Below are 23,893 nucleotides of genomic sequence, written 5' to 3'. Positions count from 1 at the left end.
CGATGGTACGGGAGGGCACCGACAATCACGGCGTGCAAGGCGAGCACCGACCGTTTTCGGGAGTCTCCTGGGACGCAGGCCTGGGGCCCGGACTACGGTGTGGTCATGGATGGGGAAGAGTCCGAGGCCGTTGAGAAGGGCACGATGGCCGCGAGGGGATCCTGGGCCTCCTCCGACGCTGTGCGGGCCAGCATGCGCGCCAACAAGAGCCGCGACACCAAGCCGGAGCTGGCACTGCGGCGGGCGGTGCACGCGCGCGGGCTGCGCTATCGCGTCGCCGCCCGCCCGATCAAGGAACTGCGCCGCACCGCGGATCTGGTGTTCACCAAGGCGCGGGTCGCAGTCTTCCTCGACGGGTGTTTCTGGCACGGCTGCCCGGAGCACCACACCGTCGCCGTGCGCAACGGCGGCTACTGGGCGTCGAAGGTCGAGCGCAACCGGACGCGCGACGTGGACACGGACCGGCGACTCGCGGAGGCGGGCTGGACGGTCGTCCGGGTATGGGAGCACGAGGACCCGATTCAGGCGGCCACCCGGGTCGAGAAGAGCGTGGCGGAGGCACGGCGGACGCAGCAGCGCCGAACCGCGACGCCCCCGGAAAGCTCGCAGAGCCCGCAGAGCCGGCGAAGCCCGGAAAGCCCGCACGGCCCGGAAAGCGACTGACCGCGAAGATCAGCGCCTCGCTCTCTGACTTGGCAGGGCTTGGCGCCGCAGGCCGGCCGCGCTGAAGTCCGCCGACGGCGTCAGGTCCGCCGGCCTCCAGGCGGTCGCGGGCGGTGTGAGCAGGGCGGACTGCTCCCAGACGAAGGCGCGAGTGTCCTCGGGGACGACCTCGCGCAGTGCTCGCGGAGTGAGCTGCAACACCTCCGCGATGTGTCCGGCGCCCAGGACGTCGGCGCTGAACGCGGAAGATTGGAAGACGACCTGCATCAGGCGCCAGGTGTCGGGACGACGCTGAGACGTCTCGAACTCATGGCGCGTGATGTGGAACGTTCCCCGGGTCTCCGGCCCCGCGCCCTTTACCTCGATCTGTCCGACAGGCGGATCGCGCACCTCGATGTCGTAGCCGTAGGCGTCGGAGACGAGGGAGACCTGCACGGCGTCGCGGCCTGCTCGGCGCAGAGCGGACAGGACCGCCGCCTCAGCCGCCGCTCCCAGACGCTCGCGCCAGGCCTCCTCGTCTGCCCAGCGCTGCTGGGCGGCGGCGTCGAGCAGCAAGGCGTCCAGGTCGGGCTCCAGCCAGGCGAGGGCTCTGAGGTCGGCCGCCGGGATGTAGTCGCGTACGACGGTTCCGGAACGGACGGCCAGCGCCAGCCAGGCCGGAGGGGAGGTCGTCAGCAGCACGCGTGCCGCCGCCTGCAGGGCGCCCGACTCCTGGAGTGCCACGGCGTGCAGCTGCTCTGCCGTCTGTACGCCCGTGTCGGTCGGCTGGGCGAGGTCGTGCAGAAGGAGGGCACGGGCCGTCGCGCGCAGATCCAGCGAGCGAGCCCAGTGGGGAGCGTGGTCGGCCGCCGCGTGGGCCCATGCGTCGACGTCGGTCCGGGGGGCCCGGACTGCGGCGTGGGCCAAGAGCAGCGTGCTGAAGGCCAGGCCGTGGCTCGGGAGCAGCCTCATGACCGTCGCTGCAACGCTCGTACGAGCGCCGTCGCGTCGTCGTCCATGACGGCGGGGACGCTCTCGTCGGTGTCGGGTTCGGGCAGGGCGGCCGCCACCAGGCCGGGGTCGTTCATCAGCTGGGACAGGACGACGATCTTCTCCCGGAGCCTGCCGTTCACCGTCTCGTCGACGCTGTCCTGGCTGAGCAGGAGAGTGAAGCGGGTGACGACGTCGTCGCGAAGGCCGAGCCGGTGGATGCGGTCCTGGCTCTGCAGGTAGTGGCCGGCGTTGAAGGTGCGGTCGAGGTACACGGCGTGATGGCACCAGTGGTGCAGGCTCACGCCCTCGCCGCAGGCGGCGGGGTTCGCCAGCAGCACCAGGCACTCGGGATCGTTGCGGAAACGGTCGAATTCCGCGTCCCTGGTCAGCGCGCCGGGCGGCGCACCGTCGGCGGGACGCACCCCGCCGTGGACGACCGCCGGGTTGAACTCCCTCAGCTCGCCGCTCAGCAGCTTCAGGTTCCGCACGAAGGTCGACCAGATCAGGACCTTCTCGCCGCGGGCGGCCGCCTCTTCCACGATCTGCCGGGCTCTGCGGTACTTCCAGGGCGACTCGTATGCGGCGTACTGCCGCAGCAGATCGGCGAGCGCCTCGTCGCCGCGCACTTCCAGCGGTGGATGGGCGAACTCCGACTGGTCGTGCTCGTCCGAGCCGGCGACCAGCAGCGCCGGGTTAGTAGCGGCTTCGAGCAGGTACATCATGATCCGGCCGAGCCTGGTGAAGTCGCGCCGGTCCTTCGTCGCCAGCGCGAACTCTCCCCGGTAGCGGCCTTCCAGCGCCTCGTAGATCGCCCTCTGGATGTCTCCCATCGGCTCGGCGACGATCTCGAACTCGGTGGGAGGCAGCCCCAGCCGGGACTTCGGGGTGCGGACGAAGTACCGGTGGATGGCGGCGCTGGTCTCGGCGACGACGTCGGGTTCCCGACCGTTCGCCTCGGTGTACGCGCCACGGGGCAGGATCTTGCGGTCCTGACCGGGATAGAGGAAGCGTATGGGCGCCACCAGGTCGTTCGCCCCCTGCGGTGCGGGCGTGCCGGTGAGCACGTCGCGCCGACGGGCGGCGAAGGCGAGGTCGAGCACGGCACGGCCGTGCACTCCGGCCTCGCCCTTCTTGATGCGATGCGCCTCGTCGAGCACGACCTGGGTCGGACGGCGGCTGACGTAGGCGCGTATACGGTCGTAGTCAGACGCCACCCGGTTGTAATTGGTCACCAGGATGTCCAGATCGTCCCGCAGCAGGGTGCGCGGTCCGGTGTGGACCTCCAGCACCGGCTCCGGGCTCAGGCACGCGGCCGCATCCTCCTTCCACGCCTGAAAAGCGGCGATGGGCCCGATCACCAGGAGCTGCTCGACCTCGCCGCGCGCCCGGTTCAGCGCGAACCCGGCGAGCGCGACCGTCGTCTTGCCCGCGCCGGGAACCGAGAAGTCGGCGCCGTGCGGGAGGCTCGTCAGCCGTGCCAGGTTCTCCAGCTGGAATGGCTTCAGCTCGCGTCGGAACCCGGCCGCGACGAGCTCGGCCGTCAAGTCGCCCGGGACGGCAGCCGACACGCCGTCCAGGACCCTGTCCCGCTTCTTGCGGTCCTCGGCGAGCGCGCGCAGCTGCCGAGTGAGCTCGTCGCCGAAGTCGATGGGCTGGCGGAAGCGCCGACGTGCGTCCGCGACGGCTTCCAGTTCGGCGAAGAAGACGTCGACGCGGGATTCGATCACGTCATGCGAGCCGCCTACGACCCCTCGCTGCAGGGCTTCCTCCAGGAGTGCCCAGGCGCCGGCGTTCGCGCCCTCGTGCCGGCGCAGGACGACGACCGGACGGTTGTGCAGTTCCAGCTCGGCAGAGATCACGAAGTCTCCCGGAGCTCCGCGACGAGCTTGTCGATCCGGTCGATCTCGGCCTGGAACTTCTCCTCGTCCCATGCGGAGTGGGAGCGCGCCCTGCCCAGCAGCGCGGGGATGCGCTCAAGCTCCTTCAGAGCCTTCTCCGCCCGCTGGAACGGCGCGTCCACGGTGTTCTGCTCGCGGTTGCTCTCCTCGGCCTCGCGCGCGGCGGCGTTGACCGCACCGGACAGACTGCTCAGCACCCTCTTCATGGGAACGGCGGAGCCGTCGGACAACTGCACGACGGCCTCGGGGCGGTGGGTGAGGACCAGGCTGAGGACGTCCTCGACGACTGACCCCTGAGGCTCGTGGCCTCCCATGAGGTCGCTCAGCGGGTCGTTCTCGTCGGCTTCGGCGTGCGCCCCGCTCGCGGTGGCGAGCACCGATTCGAGAGCGGGCTCGCTCTCGAGTTCCCTGCTGACCAGTGACTGCGCGTCCTCGCACCGCAGATGCCGCATCTGGCGGTAGTTGACGCCGGAGACTATGGCCAGGAAGTACGCGTTCTTGACTCCCTCGGCCTCTTCACGCGGCTTGTTGCGGATGTGCTTGGCCAGCTCGTCGAACGCGGACTCGTTGTCCGTGAAGTCGATGGGCAGCCGAGTGCCCTGCGACTGGTTCACCAACTGGTGCACCAGCAGGAGCTTCTCGTACTGCGTGCGCACCTCGCCGGACTTGCGGTGCATGCGCTGGCCGGTTCGCTCCCAGTCGCGGCCCGACAGCTCATAGAGCTCCGCGATCATCATCGCCTCGTTGATCCAGGAGTAGTCCTCCCGGAAATCCTTCGCGACCTGGAGCTCGGCTTCCAGGATCAGGATTTCCTCGGGGGTCGCGTCCGCGGGGAGGACGAGGCAGCGCACATAGCCGAACTGCGGGTGACCGTCGCGCTTGAGCGTGCGCAGCGCGGCCGTCCTGCGGTTTCCGTTGATCAGCACGCCGTCGGCCGTGACGATCGCCGGCTCCTTCTGGCCGCGCGCCAGAAGGTCGCCCGTCAGCTCGTCGAACTTCGACTGCCCGGCCAGGATGAGGAACTGCAGCTCTTGCGCGGCCGAACCGAGGGGATCCGAGGTGAACAGGTCGTCCTGGCCGCGCTGTTGGGCCTCTCGTTGCTGCTCCGCCTTCGTGCGGTGGTTCTGCGTCGAGAAGCGGACCCACTCGGTGTCGAGCTCGACGAGACGCATGCTGTTGCTCGTTCGCGGCCAAGCCGACAGCGGGACATGCCCTATCTCCTGACGCGCGGCCAGGAAGGAGCGGCGGTCGGGGTCTCCCAGGGGAATGTGCACAGCTCAGCTCCTGAACGTAGTGACTTGGGCGGGGCCGAACCGCGAGGTGATCACCGTGCGCTTGGTCGCGCGCTCGCCGTTCTGGAACCCCACGTGGCCGGTGAAGAGGGAGGCCTTGTCCGCAGGGATGCCGAAGGCGCCGAGCAGCAGTTCGGGGAACTGTCGCCGGGTGGCGCCGTCCCAGTTCCAGGACGATCCCTCCGACGTGTGGTCCGGCATCACGTAGACGCACGGCGGCGGCACGCTCTGGCCGCCGAAGTCCGCGGCGTACTCCGACTTGGGGCAGCGTCGACCGGCGGTGCCGCACAGACCGCTCTGGAAGATCACTCCGTCCAGCGTCCTGCGGGGATCCTCGAAGAACACCTTGCGCAGCCGGCCGACGCCCTTGACCACGTCACTGCCGGGGTTGCGCGTCATACCGTCGCTGACCCACCAGAGGTAGGCCTCCTGCGCCCAGTCGGGGACTGTCCAGTTCACGCTGCTGTGCACGCCGTCGGGGGCGCCCTTCTGGATGATCGCCACATTCCCGAGCCCCTTGACCGCCAGCCGGTAGACGGTGTCGTCCCCCGGCTTCGGCACCTCGAGCGCCGTGGCGACTCCCCTGTCCACGAGCCCCTGCAGCATCGCCGTCACGAACTCACGGCGGTCGGCGATCCCGGCGCTCTTGCGGCCCCGGATCTGCTCGATGGCGGCGGGCAGGGCGGCTGCGAACTCCTGCTGGCTCAGCCCATGACTGGCGAGCAGCTCGGGATGCGCCCCCAAGTTCTCGATGAGGCGGACCACAGAGCCCACCACGGCGGTCGGCGGCACTCCCGCATGGCGGCAGGGCGCCGCATCGTCGGTTTCCATACTGCTTAAACCCCCCTGTTCTTCGCGGCCGTGACGCCCGGCGCGAGGCAGACCGGCATACCCACCCGCAGCCATACGCACCCGCAGGCATACGAACCGGTCTGCGTCCTCCCATTCTGACGGTTCCCGGCATGCTGCGATGCGTACTCATGATCAGACGCACGCAACGGGCAGGGCAAGCGGCATGCGAAGACGACGACTGCTCTCGGGGCAGGTCAACGCCCCTGGGCGAAGCACTGTCAGCCACCGTTAGCCACTGGCAGCCGTCCCGCCCGTCCTCCACAACTGTTCGGGCTCGCCGTCATCACACGTGGTCACCATCACCTGCTTCGCGCCGCCGAAGGCGGGGGCGGCGATTACCAGGCAGTGTCCGGTCGTCGTGTTCTTCAGGGTCTTGCCTGCTGAGGTGGTCGCCCCGAACTGCCATTGCACGTAGCCGGTTCCGCCGGGGCCGGCGCAGGCTTCCAGCTGGGCCGCGTAGTCGTTGTTGAACGGCGCCGACAGGCATTTGCCGCTTGCCCGGTTGACCAGCTCGAAGGTGCCGCTGGCTGTGGAGCGCAACGTCCACGCGTACGTGTCGCTGGAACTGCAGGTTCCGAAGCCGGGGTAGATGTCGTCCTCGTCGCCGAAGACGCACTGGCCGTTGGAGGTGTTGCGGAGGGTCGACGCGGAAGCCGGGGAGAGGGTGGCGGCCTCGGACTTCTCGGAGGACGGGGTCCCGGCGTCACGGGTGCTCCCGGCATTCGTTTGTACCGGCTTGGCCACCGCCTCCGCGGAGTCGGTCGCGTGCGCGGCAGACGCCGACGGGGAGCTGGTGGCGGACGGCGATCCGGAAGGCGGCGCCGACGTCGATGTCGAGAGCGAAGGTGCCGGAGAGGTTCGGTCCGGGGCCGTCTGAGGGGGTGAGTCCCGTGCGTCCGGTAGGAGGGCGATGGCCGTGATCGTTCCGGCCGTCACCACGATGGGGACTATCAGCAGCCGCACGCGCCGGGCACGTCGCTCGCGGATGTCGACGCGGTCGACGTGGCCGATTGCCACGCCCCCGTGGGAGGCGACGGCGGTGGTGTGGGCGGCGGCGGTCTGTGGGGCCCTCGCCTCACTGCTGGTGCTGGTGCTGGGCGCGCCGAAGCTCAGAACGTGCCGCAGTCGTTCCAGAAGCGCGCTGCGGCTGCCTCGCTGTGGACCTGACAAGCCGGGGGCGGTCAGTCCTGGGCCGGCCCCGGCTGCGGAGGGTCCATGTGCATGCCTCCGTGGACCACGGCGGCGGCCATCGACCCGTGTGTCGCCCTGACCGTCACGTCGCCGCCTACGACCGCCACGCCACCGTCGCCGGCCGAGGCGGAGGCGCCGGAGTTGGGGCCGTGCTGCAGGACGTGCTTGACCAGCGACTCCAGCTGCCTGGCGGCTGCCTTCCTTTCCTCCTCCGGGAGGTCCTGGAGGAGGTCCCGGAAACGTGTCGTCCAGGACCCGGACTCGTCGGCGCGCAGCCGTTCCAGCTCTCCCTGTGCGTCTGCGGCGGCTGCCTGGGCGAGGTCGGCGGCCGTCCGGTCGAGGCGCTGGAGCACCGCCTCTTCCCGTTGGCCGTCTCGGCCCAGGAGCCGGGCCACCGTCGTCCTGGTCTCGCCCCAGGCGTCTGTTCCCGCCGCCGTCACCACTGCCGTTCCGCCCGAAGCGGCAAGCGCGACCAACACTTCCGACAACATCCAGAGCCCCCATGACCGGTTGAGTGACGGATCTTCAGCCACGCCATTGAACCGTCAACGCCCCTCGTCGGTCGACGGATCGACGAATCCGGCGAATCCGGGTGAGGCGACGACGCCCCCTCCCGTACCGCTTAGGCCCCGTGGCAGCTCTCATAGGCCGACCCCGACCCGCACCAACACCCAGCCCCCCGCTCCGGAGGCCAAGCCACAGCCCGCCCTCGCGCCGCCAGCGTCGTCGCGTACTGCGGCAGCAGGTCCGAGTCGGCGGGGGACGTGCCCTCCGAAGCCGCGAAGGCCTCGTAGGACGGCACTGTGCCGGTGACGATGCCGAGGTTGGCCGTGCCCGAGGCGGCGAGTTCGGTCAGCGACTCCTCTATGCCTGCCAGGTGCTCCTCGTGGGAGGGGTACTCCTCCCCCAGCGTCGGGTACGCGGCCACCAGTTCCGCCAGTTCGCCCGTCGGCCAGTGCAGGACCGCGACCGGGAACGGTCGGGACAGTTCCTCGCGGTATGCGCCCAGTTCGGCGCGCAGGCGGGAGATCTCCGCCTCCAGTTCCGCCGGGTTGTCCGAGCCCAGGGACCAGACGCGCTTGGGGTCGTGGAGCTCGTCCAGGGAGACGGGGGAGGAGTGGAGGGTGTCCGCGAGGACGTCCCAGTCGTCGTGGGCGGCGCCCAGCATGCGGCGTACGCGGTGGCGGCCGAAGAGGAGGGGGTGGGATGCGTGCGGGGGCTCCGCCCCGTTCGTGAGGAGTGCCGTCGTCCCCTCCGTGAACGTCTCCTGCGCCGCTTCCAGCTCGTCGTGGGATTCCAGCGACTCCGCGACGATCACCCAGGGGGCCGGGTCGCGGGGCGCCGCGGCGCGGATGCCGTCGATGATCGCTCGGGCCTCCGCCTCGTGGCCGTACTCCCACAGGTTCGAGGCCTTCAGCGCTCGGACCAGATGGACGTTGTCCAGCCCCTCGGGGGCGGACAGCAGACGGTCGTAGAGGGTCGTCGCGGCGGGGCGGTCGCCGGCCAGTTCCAGATGGGCCGCGGCCTGCAGCAGCAGGGCTTCCGCGTCCTCGGGATACAGGCCGGCGGTCCGCTCCAGGCGTGCCGCTTCGGTGGTGTGGTCGACGTTCTCGGCAGGCGTGTCGGGGCGCATGGGGGACACGGTAGCGCCGCCGGGTGACAAAGGAGAGATATCTGCAGGCCAGGGGAGCCGGGGCAGGCATCGGGCCTGCCTCAGCGCTCCCAGCCGAGCTAGATCGTCACTCCGTCCACCTGGAGCGTCTGCACCGCGCCCGCCGCGAACGGCACGCTGATCGTCTTTCCGCTGAGGTAGGTGTCCGAGCGGGCCGTGTAGAGGTCGCCCGTTCCGCTCGTCACCGTGTTCCAGCGGGGGACCAGGCCGGACGAGCCGCCCGTCACCGTCGTGAAGCGGGAGAGGTCGAAGGTGAGGGTCTGGGCCGAGGTGGAGGTGTTCGCCGCCACGATCACCAGGCGCTTCGCCGTCTTGTCGATCGCCGCCGCCGCGTAGCTGACGCCCGTGTCGAGGATCGTCATGCCGGGGCGGATGTGACGGCTGAACTGGGCCATCACGTAGTACTTCGTCGTGACGGCGCCCGCCGCCAGCGTGCTCGCGTCGTACGCGATCATCGCCCAGTTCGTCGACGGGTCCATGACCTGCCAGTAGACCCAGGCCGTCGGGTGCAGCCAGCGGAAGTCGTAGAGCAGGTTGCTCGCCATCGACAGGCCCGTGCCGTCGTTGTCGCCCGTCTCCGAGTTCCACAACGCCTTGCCGGCCGTCGTCACCACGTCGGTGTAGAGCAGGTCGCGGCGGCCGCCCGAGCCCTGGTACCCGTGGACGTTGACCCGGTTCACATACCCCTTCGTCGTCGACGAGAAGGAGTTCCAGGTGGTGCGGGCGAGGTCGTAGTTCGTCTCGTCCGACGCCGAGATCTTCGTCGCCGTCAGACCGCGCTTGTCCAACTCGCTGCGCATGTACGGAAGTACGGCCGACTGGACGGTCGCGTCCATATGGCAGCCCTCCTGCGTGCCGGCCGCCGTCCACCAGGACGACGACGGCTCGTTGAAGGGGTCGACCGTCGCGAAGTTCACGCCCCAGTTGTTCTTGGCGTAGAGGGCCACGGCCGCCAGGTGGGAGGCGTGCTGGCGGTAGTTCCAGGACTGGAGGTTGTTGCCGCCGTCCGACGCGCCGGACGGGTTGTGGTTCAGGCACATCCACCACATGGGGGAGTTGGCGAAGAGCTCGGTCGTCGCGCCGCGCGCCGTCGCCTTCTGGAGCATCGCGCGCTGGGCGGCGTCCGCCGTCCAGTCCCAGGCCGAGGACGTCGGGTCCTCGTTGTTCCAGTCCTGCCAGAAGCCCTCGATCTGCTTGAAGCCGGGGATGTTGGCGGAAGCCACCATGCTCGAGCCGCTCACCGAGTTCCAGCTGCACGCGCCCAGGTTGTAGCGGGCGATGTTCAGGCCGAGGCCGGGCAGGGTCTTGCCGTTGTAGGACACCGAGTTGGTCGTGAAGAAGATGTCGGCGAAGTCGTCCCGGGCGCCGAAGACGTTCGCCCACCAGGCCAGGGAGGTGCCCCAGCCTTCCCAAGTTCCGTACGTCGTCGACGGGTTGACGGAGATCGTCGCGTCGGCGTGAGCTGTGCCTGCGGCTAGGGCGCTTCCGAACAGTGCACCGCCGGAGGCGGCCAGCAGTGTTCTACGTCGGATCATGGTCACTCCACTCCGATTCGTGGCCGGTCCCGTTCGGCCGAATCGAAGCATCGGGGGTGGCGCCTGGGGTTGTCGAGAGTTCTGACAGCCCTTTCTCCAACCTGTGGAGAAAGGGGGAGGGGTCGACTCCGCACCCGGTTCCGCACCCGGTTCCGCACCCGGTTCGGTAACTGGCTCCGCACGGGTTCGAGGGGGCGAACGGCCAGGTCGTACGGGCGCCGCTCTGGAGACCTCGTTCCCTTGCCCTTATCGTGCCCGCGTGCGCATTCCCCTCGTACAGCACAGCACCCGGCGACGGCGCGCCCGGTACCGGCGGGTGCTGTGGAGCGGTGCGGAACTCCTCGTCACCGCCGGGGTGTTGGTCCTGCTCCTCGTCGTCCATCAGCTGTGGTGGACCAACCGGGAGGCGAAGGACGGCGCCGAGCGGCGGGTCGAGGCGCTGGAACGGGAGTGGGAGGCAGCCCCCGGCACCGACACCGGCGCCGATACCGACGGCAGCGGCGACAACGCCGGCGACAGCAAGAAAAACAGTGACAGTGACAGTGACAGCGACGGTGACGGCAGTGGCACGAGAGACGACTCCGGTGGCGGCAGTCGGCAGTCGTCCCAGGCTTACGCCGTCCTCCGCATCCCCCGCCTCGACCTCCGGGTCCCCGTCGCCGAGGGCACCAGCAAGCAGAAGGTCCTCAACAAGGGGTACGTCGGCCACTACGCCGGCACCCAACAGCCGGGCCAGAACGGGAACTTCGCGGTCGCCGGGCACCGCAACACGCACGGTGAGCCCTTCCGGTACCTCAACCGCCTCAAGAAGGGCGACAAGGTGGAGGTGGAGACCAGGAACGCGACCTACGTCTACACCGTCGACGAGATCCTGCCGCAGACCTCACCCCGCGACTCGGGCGTCATCCGGCCCGTGCCCCGTTCCCTCACCAAGCCCGCCTACGGCTACGACGCCCCCGGCCGCTATCTCACCCTCACCACCTGCACGCCCGAGTACACCTCGCGCTATCGGCTGGTGGTCTGGGGGGAACTGACCTCGACGAAGCCGAAGTCCTGAGCCGGCTCTTTCCAGACCTACGACCGCTGTTCCAGAGCCTCCCGTACCGCGTTCAGGATGGTCTCGGTGCCGGCGCCCAGGGCGCGTGCCGCCGAGGTGAAGTCGCGGGCCAGGGTGGTGAGCCGGTCGGCGTCCGGGTGCTGGGGTTCGGCGGGGAGGGCCGCGACCCGGGTGCCCGCGCCCCGGCGGGTGCGGATCAGCTCGGCGGCCTCCAGCTCACGGTAGGCGCGGGCCACAGTGCCCGGCGCCAGGCCCAGGTCGGCGGCCAACTGCCGTACGGTCGGCAGGCGTTCACCCTCCACCAGCCTGCCGGTGACGATCAGCGAGGCCAACTGGGCGCGGATCTGCTCGTACGGCGGCACCTGGCTGGTGGTGTCGACGCGGACGGCGGGTTCACTCATCGTCCACGGCCCGGGGCGCGACGATGGTGAACAGGGACCACCCGAGGGCGAAGAGGCTCAGCAGGCCGAGGGGGTAGATCACCAGGGCCGTGACGTTGCCCAGCATTCCGGCGCACTTCGAGTAGAACAGCACTCGCGCGATCATCCCGACGACGAGCAGCAGCTGGCTGGAGACCAGCAGTCCCCAGGCTCCGGTGATCGCCCAACTGCGGTCGTGGCGCTGTTGGTTGTCCCCGGGGCGGTGGGCGATCCGGCGCAGGGACCAGACGCAGGCGGCGGTGCCGAGGGTGAGGGAGACGAGGACCGGGGCGGCGTAGTAGAGGCCGGGCCACGGGCCGAGGTGTCTGGTCACGGTGGAGCAGGTGACGGCGAGGCTGCGGCCCGTCCGGCCGGCCTTGTCGGGGGAGGCCGCGGCGGCCCCGATCGTCAGCAGGACGACGATGCAGGCCGTCTGGAAGACGAGCAGCGGGGCCATGCGAGGCGGCACGTGGTCCCGGACCCGGCGCGGGGCGAGCCCGGCGGTGCGGACCGCTTCCTGCGGGGCGGGCGTGAGGGAGTCGCCGAGCAGGACCCCGCCGACGGCGCACAGACCGAAGGCGGTGACCGCGGAGACGAAGGGCATGGCGAGCTCGTCGCCGCCCATGGTGAGCAGCTGTTGGACGACGACGAAGCCCAGGGCCAGTCCGGCCCAGCGGGCGCAGAGGTCGGCACGGGCCAGGAGTCTTTCGGGCGAGACGGTGTCGAGCATGTCGGATCCCCCGGTGAGCACTTGTATCAAAGGGTGAGTACAAGATGCCGTGAGCGAGATCTTGTGTCAAACCCTTGATACAAGCGTGCCCGCGTCACCCCCGCCCCCGTACCGCCATCACCCCCACCGCGCCCAGCGTCGCCAGTCCCGCGGACACCGTCATCGCCAGGTCCGCGCCGTGGGCGAGGCCGCCGCCGGTGCCGGTCGCGATGGCGATCGTCAGGGCCACGCCCGCGCAGGAGCCGACGTACCGCAGCGTCTGCTGGGCCCCCGAGCCCATGGCCGCCCGGGCCGTCGGCACCGACTCCACCGCGAGGTGGGGCAGCGCGGCGTTCAGCAGGCCGCTGCCGATGCCCGCGAGGACGAGGCCCGGCAGCATCCGGCGCCAGGAACCCGCGTCCACCGCGCCGAGCAGGGTCAGCGTGCCCACCGCGTGCAGGGCGAAGCCGAGGGCGAGTTGGGTGCGCGGTGCGACGCGGCCGGCCAGTCGGCGGGCCTGGAGGGCGACGAGGAAGGACAGGCCGGACCAGAGCAGGAACAGCCAGGCCGTGGCCATCGGGGACATGTCGAGCGTCCGCTGCAGCACGGTCGGCAGGAACGTGAACAGGCCGATCACCGCCAGGCCGGTCACCAGCCCGCCGAGCGAGGAGGCCACGAAGTCCGCTCTGCGGAGCAGGCCCAGGTCGATCATCGGGGTCGCCGTCCGCCGTTCCACCAGCACGAACGCGGTCAGCAGCACCGCCGACGCCAGCAGCAACAGCCCCACCGGCGCCCGCAGCCAGCCGTCCCGGCCGAGGGTCAGCGCCGCGATCAGGGCGACCGTCGCCGCTCCGAAGGCGCTCGCGCCGAGCAGGTCCGGGCGGCCGCCGCGCGGGGAGCGGGACTCCGTCAGGACGCCGGAGGCGACGACGGCGACCAGCAGGGTGGCCGCGCCCAGCAGCCAGTAGACCAGCCGCCAGTCGGGCAGCGAGCCGCTGAGCGGCGGGCTCACCGCGATGCCCGCGCTGACGAACGCCCCCCACACCCCGGTCGCCCGCAGTCGGTCGCGCGGGGCCGGGAAGGCGTGCACCAGCAGGCCCAGGCTGCTCGCGAGCAGCGCCGCGCTGGACGCGCCCTGCGCGACCCGGGTCAGCGTGAACTGCAGGGTCGTCGTCGCGAGGCCGCCCAGCAGGGTGGTGAGGGCGAGGGCGAGCGTCCCCCACACGAACACCCGGCGCCGGCCGTGGTCGTCGGCCAGGCTGCCCGCCACCAGCAGCACCGCGGCCAGTCCCAGCGGGGTGCCGTTCAGCAGCCAGGCCTGGGCCGACGGCGCGGTGTGCAGCTCGGCGGCGGTGTCCACGAGCGTGACCGCCGGGGCGGTGTAGGTCATCAGCGCGAGGGCGGTGGCCGCGCTGGTCACGGCGAGGGTGGCGCCGGGGCGGGACGCGGGCACCGGCTCGGCCCCCATGCCCCGCGCACCTTGCGCACCCTGCACGCCCTGCATGCCTCGCTCGGCCCGCACACCCCGTTCGGCCCGCGCGTCGCGCTCCGGAAGCTTAGTTCGTTCAATGAACCCACTCATGTGTCGGAAGGCTAGCACGGTAGGTTCGTTCATTGAACCTACGGTCGGAAACTGGTTACAGTGGACGTCATGGCACTCGGCAAGGACTACGCGACACAGGAGTGCTCGATCGCTCGGGCACTGGAGATCGTCGGCGAGCGCTGGACGCTCCTCGTCGTCCGCGACGCGCTCTACGGCGTCCGGCGCTACAACGACTTCCTCGTCCACCTGGGCATCCCGCGCGCCGTCCTGGCCGCCCGCCTCCAGGCGCTGACCGCCGAGGGCATCCTCGAGAAGCGCCGGTACCAGCAGTCCCCGCCGCGCGACGAGTACATCGTCACCGACCGCGGCACGGCCCTGTGGCCGACCCTGCGCTCGCTCGGACTGTGGGGCCGTCAGCACTTCGGCGAGGCCCAGCTGCGGATCTTCCGGCACGCGGACTGCGGCACCGAGCTGGGCCCGTACGGCGAATGTCCCGTCTGCGGAACTGTCGTGCCGGTCCCGGACGTCCTCATGGTGCCGGGACCGGGGGCCGACCCCGACCCGGCGGATCCGGTGAGCCGGGCGCTGCTGAAGCCGAAGAAGCTCCTGGAGCCGCTCGAAACGGATCCGGCCGGTCAGGTATAACCAAGGACCGAGAACCGAGGACCACGGGCCGAGGGCCGAGGGCCGAGGGAAGGGAGGGAACGTGACGCGCAGTCGGTTCGTGCCGCGCCCCGCCCTGCTCCTGTTCGTCCTCCTCGTGGACGTCCTGCTGCTGGACGCCGGCGGCCTCTCCGCCGCCGTCGCGCTCGCCGCGACCGCCGCCGCCGGTTCCGCGCTCGCCGTCTGCACGCTCGTCGCCGCCCGCAGCGCCCCCGCCGTCCCGCCCACCCGGGTGCGTACGGCCATCAGGGACCGGGCCAGGCGGACGGCCTTCCTGCCGCAACGCGACCCCGACGCCTCGGGCCGGCCCCGCCCCAGGGCCCCCGGTCACGCCCTCCCGACGACCGTCGCGTAGGGCACCCTTCGCCGGCCCGCCCGGCTCAACTCCGTGACCCCGCGCGGGTCGTCATGCCGCCACGAAGTCGACGTCCGGCACGACGAGACCCCCGGAGGGCTCCTCACCCATGTCCGTTTTCGCCAGTTTGGTCGAGCAGCTCGCGGACCTGCTCCAGCCCCTGTTCGGCGCCGCCGCCGCGGCCGCGGCGATCGTCCTGTTCACCGCGCTCGTACGGCTCCTCGTCCACCCCCTGTCCCGGGCGGCCGCCCGCGGGCAGAAGGCCCGGACGGCGTTGCAGCCGAGGATCGCCGAACTGCGCAAGAAGCACGCCAAGAACCCCGAGAGGCTCCAGCGGGCGGTGCTGGAGCTGCACGCCGAGGAAAAGGTGTCGCCGCTGTCCGGACTGCTGCCCAGCCTCTGCCAGCTGCCCGCCTTCTTCCTCCTCTACCACCTCTTCTCCAGCTCCTCGATCGGCGGCGCGAGCAACGAACTGCTCAGCCACGAGCTGTTCGCCGCGCCCCTCGGCGGCCGCTGGACGGACGCGCTGACCGGCGACGGGATGTTCGGCGCGGCCGGGCTGGTCTACCTCGGGCTGTTCGCCGTCGTCGCGGCCGTCGCGTCCTTCAACTTCGTCCGGGCGAATCGGACGCCGCTGCCCCAGCCCGCCGCCGGTCAGGAGGTGCCCGGGCTCGGCACGGTCACCAAGGTGATGCCGTTCCTGTCCTTCTTCACGCTGGTCACCGTGGCCGTCGTACCGCTGGCCGCGGCGCTGTACGTGATCACCAGCACGACGTGGAGCGCGGTCGAACGGGCATTCCTGTACCGCTGACGGGACGGGGCCGGGACGGGTGCCGGGAGCGGTGCCGGGACCGGGCGGCGCCGGTGACGGTCCAGTACGTGAACCGGGTATTGCGGAGCGGACGTCCAGCTTGGAGGATCGACCAGTCATCCGATGGCTGCACCCGTCGGACGGCGCTCGCGATCGAGGGAGACAGTCACCATGAAGCTGCTGCGAGTCGGTACGGCGGGAGCGGAGCGCCCCGCGCTGCTCGACCCCGAGGGGATTCTGCGGGATCTCTCCGGGGTCGTCCCGGACGTCGACGGCACGCTGCTCGCCGACGAGGCCGCGCTCGGCCGGGTCCGGGCCGCCGCCGAGTCGGGGGAGCTGCCGGCGCTGGACGCGACCGGGCTGCGGATCGGGCCGCCGCTGGCACGGATCGGCAAGATCGTGTGCATCGGGCTCAACTACCACGACCACGCTCGCGAGACCGGGGCCGAGCCGCCGCCCGAGCCCGTCGTCTTCTTCAAGGCGGCGGACACGGTCGTCGGCCCGTACGACACCGTGCTCGTTCCGCGCCGGTCCGCCAAGACCGACTGGGAGGTGGAGCTGGCGGTCGTCATCGGACGTACCGCCCGCTACCTGGAGTCGGCGGAGGAAGGCCTCGCGCATGTCGCCGGGTACGCCGTCGCGCACGATGTGTCCGAGCGGGAGTTCCAGCTCGAGCGGGGCGGGACCTGGGACAAGGGCAAGAACTGCGAGACGTTCAATCCGCTGGGGCCGTGGCTCGTCACGGCGGACGAGGTCGGCGACCCGCAGGGGCTTTCCCTGAAACTCTGGGTCAACGGGGAGCTGAAGCAGGACGGCACGACCGCCGAGCAGATCTTCCCGGTGGGGGAGGTCGTGCGGTATGTCAGCCAGTTCATGACGCTGTACCCCGGTGACGTCATCAACACTGGGACGCCGGCGGGGGTGGCGCTGGGGGCGCCTGAGCCGAAGCCGTACCTGCGGGCCGGGGATGTCGTCGAGCTGGAGATCTCCGGGTTGGGCCGGCAACGCCAGGAATTCAAAGACGCGTAAGCGCTCCGCTGTGGGGCCGGGGAACTGCGGCTGTTCGTCGACGCCAAGGCCGTCGGTGGCTGGTCGCGCAGTTCCCCGCGCCCCTGAAGGGGCGCGTCAGCCCAGGTACTTCTCCAGGAACTGTTCCAGTACCTCGACCACGAAGCGGTGGTCCTCCAGTTGGGGCAGGCCCGAGACCGTCACCGCGCCCACGATGCCCACGCCCTCCACGTTGATGGGGAAGGAGCCGCCGTGGGCCGCGTACGTGTCGGGGTCCAGGCGGGAGGAGTCCTCGAACGTCGTGCCCTTGGCGCGGCAGCGGGCGCCCACCAGGTAGGAGGAGGCGCCGAAGCGCTCCACCACCCGGCGCTTGCGGGCGATCCACGCGTCGTTGTCCGGGGCCGAGCCGGGCAGGGCCGCGTGGAAGAGCTGTTGACCGGAGCGGTGGATGTCGACGGCGACCGGCGCCTGGCGCTCGCGGGCCAGCTCCACCAGCAGTGAGCCGAGCGCCCACGCGTCGTCGTGGGTGAACTGGCGGAAGACCAGTCGCCGTTCCTGACCCTGGAGCTCCTCCAGGGTCGGGGTGATCTCCGGGGTGAACTTCGGGGTGATCTCGTGGGTGCCCATTACAGCGTCACCGCCATTTTGTCTCGTGCCGAACGGCGGGCCGCCTCCAGTACGTCGAGGGCGGCGGCCGCCTCGCCGGCGGTCACCGGGCCCGGGCCGCCGTCGATCAGTGCCTTGGCCACCGCAGCGTAGTAGGCCGGGTAGTCGCCGGGGAGGGTCCGTACGGGTTCTCCGCCGCCGGTCAGCGGGGACTCGCCGGAGCCGAGGCGGCCCCACAGCTCCTCCGGCTCCGTGCCCCAGGCGACGGAGTCGGCGGAATCGGCCGGGCCGGCAGGGCGCTCGCCCTCTCGCAGCGCCGCCTCCTGCGGGTCCAGGCCGTACTTCACATATCCCGCCTTCGAGCCCAGCACCCGGAAACGCGGGCCGAGTTGGGCGGTCGTCGCGGAGACGTAGAGGTGGGAGCGGACGCCGTTCGCGTGCGTGATGGCGATGAAGGTGTCGTCGTCGGTCTCCGCGCCGGGCCGGCGGATGTCCGCCTCGGCGTAGACGGAGACCGCCGGGCCGAAGAGGACCAGCGCCTGGTCGACGACATGACTGCCGAGGTCGTAGAGGAGACCTCCGATCTCTGCGGGATCGCCGGATTCCCGCCAGCCGCCCTTCGGCAGCGGCCGCCACCGCTCGAACCGGGACTCGAAGCGCCACACGTCGCCCAGCTCGCCCTCGTCCAGCAGTCGGCGCAGGGTGAGGAAGTCGTTGTCCCAGCGGCGGTTCTGGAAGACGGAGAGCAGCAGCCCGCGCTCCTCGGCGAGGGCGGCCAGCTCCCGGGCCTCGGCCGCGGTCCCGGCCACCGGCTTGTCGACGACGACCGGCAGGCCCGCCTTCAGGGCGGCGGTCGCGAGCGGGACGTGCGTCTTGTTCGGGGACGCGATGACGACCAGTTCCAGCTCGTCGGCCCGGGCGAGCAGTTCGTCGGGCGTGGCGGCGACGCGGACGTCCGGGAACTCGGCGCGGGCCTGCTCCTGCCGCTCGGGGTTCGAGGTGACCACCGTGTCGAGGGTGAGGCCCTCGGTCGCGGCGATCAGCGGGGCGTGGAAGACGGAGCCCGCGAGGCCGTAGCCGATCAGGCCCACGCGGAGGGGAGTAGCACTCATGAACTCCACTTTCGCAACGCTGTTGCCAAAGTGCAAGCAGGAGAGAGAATGGGGGCGTGAACCTGACGAACGGAGGCGCCCGCCCGGACGGCACGGAGGGCGCGCACCGCCCGGACCGCACGACCGGTGTGAACCTGCTGGCCCTGCGCAGCCACAACACCGCGCTGGTGCTGGATCTGCTGCGGTCGGCCGGGCCGGACGGCATCAGCCGCCTCGAACTCGCCGAGCGCACCCGGCTGACCCCGCAGGCCGTCAGCAAGATCACCGCCCGGCTGCGGGACGAGGGGCTGGCCACGGAGGCGGGCCGCCGCGCCTCGACCGGCGGCAAGCCGCGCACGGTGCTGCGACTGGTCCCCGAGGCCGGCCACGCGGTCGGCGTCCACCTCGACCGGGACGAGCTGCGGGTGGTCCTGGCCGACCTCGACGGGCGGGTGGTCGGGGAGCGGTGCGTCCCGCTGTTCCTGGGCGCGGGGGCGGAGGCCGTGCTGGGAGCGGTGGTGCGGGAGGTGGGGGAGGCCGTCGAGGACGCCTCGATCCGGTCGACCGGTGTCGCCGGGGCCGTCGCGTCGTCCCTGCTCGGCGTCGGCGTGGCCCTGCCCGGCCCGCTCGACCATGCCCGCGGGGTGCTGCACCGCGTCACCGGCTTCCCCGAGTGGGACGGGTTCCCGTTGCGGGACGTGCTGGCGGCGCGCCTCGGCATGCCGGTGGTCGTCGACAAGGACACCAACGCGGCCGCGCTCCGCCTCGCTGTCGGCGGTGAGCGCGGCGGCGGCGAGCAAGGCCTCGCCGGGCATGGCGGAGGTGAGGGTGCCGGTGGTGAGGGTGCCGGTGGTGAGGAGGGCGGCGGTGAACGCGGCGGCCGCGCGCAGGGCTCCTTCGCCTGCCTCCACCTCGGGACGGGCCTCGGCGCCGGCCTGGTCATCGGCGGGACCGTGCACCGGGGCGCGCGCACCGGCGCGGGGGAGTTCGGACACCAGGTCATCCAGCTGGACGGGCCGCCCTGCCCCTGCGGCAACCGCGGCTGCATCGAGGCGCTGTGCCTCGCGGCCATCGCCCGGGGTGACGTGGCCGAGGCGGCACGCGTGCTCGGTGAGGGCGCCGCGAACCTGGCCGGCCTGCTCGACATCGACGCGGTACTGCTGGGCGGCCGCACGATCGCGGCGGCGCCGGAGCGGTTCGTCCGCGGAGTCGCCACCGTCCTCGACGCGCGCGCCCGCCGCGAGGGGTCGTCGCAGGCCGCCGTACCGGTACGCCTCGCCCCCGGCGGAGCGCGCGGCGTGGCGGAGGGAGCGGCCCAACTCCTCCTGGCCCCGGTATTCGGAAGACCCGACGGCTGACCCCCGGCCACCCCCGCCCCACCATCACCCCACCCCCACCCCACCCCACATCGACCGCACCTCCACCTCCACCCCCACGCCGACCGCACGTCCCGACCCCGCCTCGCCTCCCGGAGGGGGTACGCCTGAACGAGGGGATTCGTACGGTCGTGCGGTGTGCCGTCGCTGTTTGTGCCTATTCCTCCGGCAGGCTCACGTGTTCATGCGACTGTGCCCGCCTGTCTCCCTCTGTCTTGCCGCGGCCGCCGCCCTCCTTCCCGCGCCCGCGCACGCGGAAGCCGGCCCGAGCTGCTCGGGCCCCGAAGCCGGTGGCTTCCCCCTCACCACCCGCCTCCACGGCGGCCCGGACTCCTACCGGGCCGGAGGCGGATTCGGCGTCTGGTACCTCGATCTCACCAACACCACCCGCCGTACCTGCACCGAGATCCACCCGGTCGTCGTCCTCGTCGACGCCGAACGCGCCCTGAAGCCGACCCAGCCCCGCCTGGAGTTCTACGCCGGCGGACTACCGCACCCGGTCCGCTTCGAGCCCACGGACGACGACGAGCTGGTCGGAGCCTTCACCGACGACGACGTGGACGACCACGCTTCCGACCACCCCGAGGCCGAACCCGACGCCGAACCCGACGCCGACCCGGACGACCTTCCCCCCTTCCCCGGCTTCACCGTCGGCCCCGGTCGGACCCTCACCGTCAAGCTGCGCCTGGCCCTCACCTCGGACACCGCGCCCAACGCCGTCACCGCCAACGCGGCCGTCGTCCAGCGGCACGGTGACGACGGCGACTGGATCGGGCAGTCGAACGACTACCGCTTCGCCGTCGAGGCCGACCGCCACTCCGACTCCGACTCCGACTCCGGCTCGGACTCCGACCCCGAGCCCGAGCCCGATCCCGCCCCGGCCGTCCCCGACCCGGCCGCCTCGGACTCCGCCCCCGCCGCAGCCGGGACCCCCACCGCTCCCTCCACCCGCACCCCCACCCCCGGGCCCTCCGCCACGGAGACCGGCCGGCTCTCCCTCGCCGAGGAGGCCGAGGAGCTCGCCATGACGGGCCTCTCCTCACCCGCCGCCCTCATCGCCGGCACCGTCTGTCTCCTCGGTGCGGGCGCGGCTCTCCTCCTGGCCCGCCGACGCCGCTGAACCGGGGCCGAGCCCTGCCCGCGCCCTGCCCGAGCCCTGCCCGCGTCCCAGCCCGTGGACGGTCCGAAAGCGGCCATTCCCACAAGATCCGGCCTGTGATTAGGGTGGGGCGCACGCAGCGACCGCGTACACGCGAACGACCGCGTACACACGCAACGACCGCGTACTCGCGTACGGCAGGGAGATCCCGCACATGGCAGACCGCAAGCCCATCGAGTCGTGGCTCACCGACATGGACGGTGTGCTCATCCACGAGGGTGTGCCGATCCCCGGCGCCGACGCCTTCCTGAAGAAGCTGCGTGAGTCCGGCAAGCCGTTCCTGGTCCTGACCAACAACTCGATCTACACCCCGCGCGACCTGCAGGCCCGCCTCCAGCGCATGGGCCTGGACGTGCCGGTCGAGAACATCTGGACCTCCGCGCTGGCCACCGCCAAGTTCCTGGACGACCAGCGGCCGGGCGGTACGGCGTACGTCATCGGCGAGGCGGGCCTGACCACCGCGCTGCACGACATCGGCTACATCCTCACCGACCACGAGCCGGACTACGTCGTGCTCGGCGAGACCCGCACCTACTCGTTCGAGGCGATGACCAAGGCCGTCCGGCTCATCAACGACGGCGCCCGTTTCATCTGCACCAACCCGGACGAGACCGGCCCCTCCACCGAGGGCCCGCTGCCGGCCACCGGAGCCGTCGCCGCGCTGATCACCAAGGCGACGGGCAAGAACCCGTATTTCGCGGGCAAGCCCAACCCGCTGATGATGCGCACCGGGCTGAACGCCATCGGCGCCCACTCGGAGACCAGCGCGATGATCGGCGACCGCATGGACACCGACGTGCTGGCGGGCATCGAGGCCGGGATGCAGACCTACCTGGTGCTGACCGGTCTGACCCGGCCCGAGCAGGTCGAGAACTTCCCGTACCGTCCGTCGAAGATCGTGGACTCGATCGCGGACCTCGTCGACCGGATCTGAAACCCGGCACGGACGGAACCAAAAACCCGGACGGAACCAAAAACCCGGACGGATCCGACACCCGTCATGGACGGTTCCGAAACCCGTGACGGAGCGAATCGGACCCGTACGGAGTAGCGAGACCCCGCCTGAGGGTGCGCATCGGGTCGGGGCGGGGGAGTCTCCAGATAGCTGGAGGTTCACGATGAGTTCACTGAAAGTCACTCTCTGTGCGGGTGTCGCGGTCGCCGCCGCGGTGCTCATCCCCACGGCCTACGCCTCGGGCGAAGGCGGCGCGGACGGCGGCGGCAGCGTCTCGGTCACACCGTCCACGCCCGAACCCGGCGCCCAGGTCACGCTGAAGGTCAGCGGCTGCGTCGGCAGGACGGCCACCGCGGTCTCCGCCGTCTTCGTCACGGACGTGCGGCTCGTCGGCTCGGGCGGCACGCTCTCCGGCGACACCCAGGTCCGCTCCTCGATCACGGCAGGCACCTACGACGTGCAGATCACCTGCGTCGACTTCAAGGTGAAGGGCCGGATCAAGATCGTCGAGCCGACGTCTCCCGGACTGACGTCTCCCGGACTGTCGGAGCCGGACGGGCTGACCCCGCCCGGCACTTCCCCCGTCACCGCCACCCCCGTCGCCCCGGTCCACGCCGGAGGCGGCGGCACCGCCCCGCTCGCCGCCGCCGAGGACGCCCGGGTGCGGGTGGACAGCCGCGGGCCCGGAACCGTGCAGGCGGTCATCGGTCTGGTGCTCGTGGGCGTCGCCGCGACCGCCGTCGTGTTCCGCGGCTTGCGCCGGAGACACAGGGCGGACTGAGCCATGTCCGACCGCGAACGTTCCTCCGGTCGCTTCCTCACGGGCCTGGCCTGGGCGATGCTGCTGCTCGGGCTGTGGCTGTGGGGGCGCGAGGCGACCGACGTACGGCACGGCATATCCGCCCCGGCCACCGGCGACATCGCAGCGGTGGGCCGTCCGCCGGACGTCGAACTCCCGCCCGCCGCCCACCCATTGGGACAGGCGCTGCCGCAACGCATAGACATACCCGAACTGGGCGTGCAGGCTCCGGTCGTCGCCCGCGGTCTGGACGCCGAGGGGGCCGTCGACCCACCGCCCTTCGACCAGGCGGGCGTGGTCGGCTGGTACGCCGACGGCGCGCAACCCGGCGCCAAGGGCACCGCCCTGCTGGTCGGGCACGTCGACACCGAGACCAGGCCCGCCGTCTTCTACAAGCTCAGCACGCTCAAGGCCGGCGAGACGGTACGGGTGGTCCGCGACGACGGCAAGGTCGCCGAATTCACCGTGGACGACGTCACGGTCGTCCAGCGCGACCGTTTCGACGCCCGGCAGGCCTACGGACCCCGTCAGTCGGGCCGCGCCGAACTGCGCCTCATCACCTGCGGCGGTGCCTTCGACCGGGTCAGCCACAGCTACACGGCCAACGTGATCGTCTCCGCGTACCTGACCGGCACGGCTGTCTAGGGCCTGTCCGGGCACCGACTCCGCGGCCACCAGGCCCGGTCGGCGGCCCGCTCCCCCGAAACCGCCGACCGGACCGGTCCTCGACCGCGCGCGCCCGGGCTGCGGGAGTAACCCGGGCGTCCGGCGCGGGAGGCTGCGAAGTCACGGTAGGTGAAGGGCCCACCAGAGGTCGGGGCCGTCCAGTCGACTGTAGAACGGATGTACGCCGGGGCCTAGATGGCGAAGGGCCCACGGAAGCCGCCCGAGCCCCGGGAGCCGCCCGAGCCACGCGAGCCGCCCGAGCCACGGGAGCCGCCCGAGCCACGGGAGCGGAAAGAAAGCCGGCAATGCCGAAGGCCCCTCGCTTTCGCGAGGGGCCTTCGGTGTCGGTGCGCCGCCAGGGACTCGAACCCCGGACCCGCTGATTAAGAGTCAGCTGCTCTAACCAACTGAGCTAGCGGCGCCTGCTGACGCGACAACTCTACAGGACCCCCGACGGTGCCCAGGACCATCCCGCCCCGAGTCCCTGGCCCCTCCCGCCGGGCCACTGGGCCGGGCGGGTGCCGCGTACATCATTCGGACCGTCAGCATGCGCGTCGGGAAGACAGTTGAGAAACTGGCGAACGTGCACAGGCGCGGACAT

Annotated in this window: 24 protein-coding genes and 1 tRNA gene; 11 read left to right on the top strand and 14 right to left on the bottom strand. The window is 71.3% G+C overall.

Annotation, left to right across the window (positions count from 1 at the left end):
• Window positions 1–105 precede the first annotated feature (105 nt).
• Window positions 106–663 (top strand): very short patch repair endonuclease, encoded by a 558-nt coding sequence (locus tag ACWD4O_RS17435; RefSeq protein WP_451280663.1) that lies wholly within the window; start codon window positions 106–108, stop codon window positions 661–663.
• 9 nt (window positions 664–672) lie between these two features.
• Here the strand turns inward: ACWD4O_RS17435 and ACWD4O_RS17430 are convergent, their stop codons facing one another.
• The 8 genes from ACWD4O_RS17430 to ACWD4O_RS17395 all read right to left on the bottom strand — a co-directional run bounded on the left by ACWD4O_RS17430 (window position 673) and on the right by ACWD4O_RS17395 (window position 10,075).
• Complete coding sequence (locus ACWD4O_RS17430; RefSeq protein ID WP_451280661.1) at window positions 673–1,614, bottom strand: protein NO VEIN domain-containing protein; 942 nt, start codon at window positions 1,612–1,614, stop codon at window positions 673–675.
• Window positions 1,611–3,494 carry a DEAD/DEAH box helicase gene (locus ACWD4O_RS17425; RefSeq protein WP_451280659.1) on the bottom strand — a complete coding sequence of 628 codons (1,884 nt, stop codon included), beginning with the start codon at window positions 3,492–3,494 and terminating at the stop codon, window positions 1,611–1,613. The genes ACWD4O_RS17430 and ACWD4O_RS17425 overlap by 4 nt, the downstream gene beginning before the upstream one ends.
• On the bottom strand, window positions 3,491–4,705 hold the full coding sequence (locus ACWD4O_RS17420) for a hypothetical protein (RefSeq protein ID WP_451280658.1): 1,215 nt from the start codon (window positions 4,703–4,705) through the stop codon (window positions 3,491–3,493). Before ACWD4O_RS17420 ends, ACWD4O_RS17425 begins: the two co-directional genes overlap by 4 nt.
• Before the next feature lie 105 nt (window positions 4,706–4,810).
• The gene (locus ACWD4O_RS17415) at window positions 4,811–5,656 is read right to left on the bottom strand and encodes a hypothetical protein (RefSeq protein ID WP_451280656.1); all 846 of its coding nucleotides are present in this window, start codon (window positions 5,654–5,656) and stop codon (window positions 4,811–4,813) included.
• A gap of 249 nt (window positions 5,657–5,905) precedes the next feature.
• On the bottom strand, window positions 5,906–6,421 hold the full coding sequence (locus tag ACWD4O_RS17410; RefSeq protein ID WP_451280654.1) for an RICIN domain-containing protein: 516 nt from the start codon (window positions 6,419–6,421) through the stop codon (window positions 5,906–5,908).
• Between the two features lie 437 nt (window positions 6,422–6,858).
• The gene (locus ACWD4O_RS17405) at window positions 6,859–7,347 is read right to left on the bottom strand and encodes a hypothetical protein (protein WP_451280652.1); all 489 of its coding nucleotides are present in this window, start codon (window positions 7,345–7,347) and stop codon (window positions 6,859–6,861) included.
• Window positions 7,348–7,490: 143 nt separating this feature from the next.
• Window positions 7,491–8,501 carry an SEC-C domain-containing protein gene (locus ACWD4O_RS17400; RefSeq protein WP_451280650.1) on the bottom strand — a complete coding sequence of 337 codons (1,011 nt, stop codon included), beginning with the start codon at window positions 8,499–8,501 and terminating at the stop codon, window positions 7,491–7,493.
• A 98-nt stretch (window positions 8,502–8,599) separates the two neighbouring features.
• Window positions 8,600–10,075, bottom strand: a complete 1,476-nt coding sequence (locus tag ACWD4O_RS17395) for a beta-1,6-galactanase (RefSeq protein WP_451280648.1) — start codon at window positions 10,073–10,075, stop codon at window positions 8,600–8,602.
• A 259-nt stretch (window positions 10,076–10,334) separates the two neighbouring features.
• Between ACWD4O_RS17395 and ACWD4O_RS17390 the strand changes: the two genes are divergently transcribed.
• The gene (locus tag ACWD4O_RS17390) at window positions 10,335–11,132 is read left to right on the top strand and encodes a class E sortase (RefSeq protein ID WP_451280647.1); all 798 of its coding nucleotides are present in this window, start codon (window positions 10,335–10,337) and stop codon (window positions 11,130–11,132) included.
• Between the two features lie 17 nt (window positions 11,133–11,149).
• Here ACWD4O_RS17390 and ACWD4O_RS17385 read toward each other — a convergent pair whose 3' ends face one another.
• The 3 genes from ACWD4O_RS17385 to ACWD4O_RS17375 form a co-directional block, all read right to left on the bottom strand.
• Complete coding sequence (locus ACWD4O_RS17385; RefSeq protein WP_351911711.1) at window positions 11,150–11,533, bottom strand: GntR family transcriptional regulator; 384 nt, start codon at window positions 11,531–11,533, stop codon at window positions 11,150–11,152.
• On the bottom strand, window positions 11,526–12,281 hold the full coding sequence (locus ACWD4O_RS17380) for a hypothetical protein (protein WP_451280645.1): 756 nt from the start codon (window positions 12,279–12,281) through the stop codon (window positions 11,526–11,528). The genes ACWD4O_RS17385 and ACWD4O_RS17380 overlap by 8 nt, the downstream gene beginning before the upstream one ends.
• 94 nt (window positions 12,282–12,375) lie before the next feature.
• The gene (locus tag ACWD4O_RS17375) at window positions 12,376–13,728 is read right to left on the bottom strand and encodes an MFS transporter (RefSeq protein WP_451280644.1); all 1,353 of its coding nucleotides are present in this window, start codon (window positions 13,726–13,728) and stop codon (window positions 12,376–12,378) included.
• A gap of 183 nt (window positions 13,729–13,911) precedes the next feature.
• Between ACWD4O_RS17375 and ACWD4O_RS17370 the strand changes: the two genes are divergently transcribed.
• From ACWD4O_RS17370 to ACWD4O_RS17355, 4 genes are all read left to right on the top strand, one after another.
• Window positions 13,912–14,448 (top strand): winged helix-turn-helix transcriptional regulator, encoded by a 537-nt coding sequence (locus ACWD4O_RS17370; protein ID WP_451280642.1) that lies wholly within the window; start codon window positions 13,912–13,914, stop codon window positions 14,446–14,448.
• A gap of 61 nt (window positions 14,449–14,509) precedes the next feature.
• Window positions 14,510–14,821: a DUF6412 domain-containing protein gene (locus ACWD4O_RS17365; protein ID WP_351911707.1), complete on the top strand. Its 312-nt coding sequence runs from the start codon at window positions 14,510–14,512 to the stop codon at window positions 14,819–14,821.
• Between the two features lie 109 nt (window positions 14,822–14,930).
• A complete protein-coding gene (locus ACWD4O_RS17360) occupies window positions 14,931–15,632 on the top strand; it encodes a YidC/Oxa1 family membrane protein insertase (RefSeq protein ID WP_451280640.1) in 702 nt (233 codons plus the stop codon).
• A gap of 171 nt (window positions 15,633–15,803) precedes the next feature.
• Complete coding sequence (locus tag ACWD4O_RS17355; RefSeq protein WP_451280639.1) at window positions 15,804–16,661, top strand: fumarylacetoacetate hydrolase family protein; 858 nt, start codon at window positions 15,804–15,806, stop codon at window positions 16,659–16,661.
• A 96-nt stretch (window positions 16,662–16,757) separates the two neighbouring features.
• Here the strand turns inward: ACWD4O_RS17355 and ACWD4O_RS17350 are convergent, their stop codons facing one another.
• Window positions 16,758–17,267, bottom strand: coding sequence for a heme-degrading domain-containing protein (locus tag ACWD4O_RS17350; RefSeq protein WP_358805166.1), 510 nt, complete (start codon window positions 17,265–17,267; stop codon window positions 16,758–16,760).
• Window positions 17,267–18,358, bottom strand: coding sequence for a Gfo/Idh/MocA family protein (locus ACWD4O_RS17345; RefSeq protein WP_451280636.1), 1,092 nt, complete (start codon window positions 18,356–18,358; stop codon window positions 17,267–17,269). Before ACWD4O_RS17345 ends, ACWD4O_RS17350 begins: the two co-directional genes overlap by 1 nt.
• A gap of 56 nt (window positions 18,359–18,414) precedes the next feature.
• Between ACWD4O_RS17345 and ACWD4O_RS17340 the strand changes: the two genes are divergently transcribed.
• The 5 genes from ACWD4O_RS17340 to ACWD4O_RS17320 all read left to right on the top strand — a co-directional run bounded on the left by ACWD4O_RS17340 (window position 18,415) and on the right by ACWD4O_RS17320 (window position 23,271).
• Entirely contained in the window at window positions 18,415–19,695 is a 1,281-nt protein-coding gene (locus tag ACWD4O_RS17340) for an ROK family transcriptional regulator (protein ID WP_451280634.1), read from the top strand.
• Between the two features lie 202 nt (window positions 19,696–19,897).
• Complete coding sequence (locus ACWD4O_RS17335; RefSeq protein ID WP_451280633.1) at window positions 19,898–20,833, top strand: LPXTG cell wall anchor domain-containing protein; 936 nt, start codon at window positions 19,898–19,900, stop codon at window positions 20,831–20,833.
• A gap of 193 nt (window positions 20,834–21,026) precedes the next feature.
• Window positions 21,027–21,806: an HAD-IIA family hydrolase gene (locus ACWD4O_RS17330; RefSeq protein ID WP_363174178.1), complete on the top strand. Its 780-nt coding sequence runs from the start codon at window positions 21,027–21,029 to the stop codon at window positions 21,804–21,806.
• Between the two features lie 184 nt (window positions 21,807–21,990).
• Window positions 21,991–22,608 carry a hypothetical protein gene (locus tag ACWD4O_RS17325; protein ID WP_451280630.1) on the top strand — a complete coding sequence of 206 codons (618 nt, stop codon included), beginning with the start codon at window positions 21,991–21,993 and terminating at the stop codon, window positions 22,606–22,608.
• A 3-nt stretch (window positions 22,609–22,611) separates the two neighbouring features.
• Complete coding sequence (locus ACWD4O_RS17320) at window positions 22,612–23,271, top strand: class F sortase (protein ID WP_451280628.1); 660 nt, start codon at window positions 22,612–22,614, stop codon at window positions 23,269–23,271.
• Window positions 23,272–23,640: 369 nt separating this feature from the next.
• On the opposite strand, the gene ACWD4O_RS17315 is transcribed toward ACWD4O_RS17320, so the two are convergent.
• Window positions 23,641–23,714, bottom strand: a tRNA-Lys gene (locus ACWD4O_RS17315).
• Between the last annotated feature and the right edge of the window lie 179 nt (window positions 23,715–23,893).

The organism is Streptomyces sp. NPDC002623, assembly GCF_053592635.1.
The sequence above is the reverse complement of the archived record's forward strand: the minus strand, read 5'-3'. Positions and strand labels throughout refer to the sequence as shown.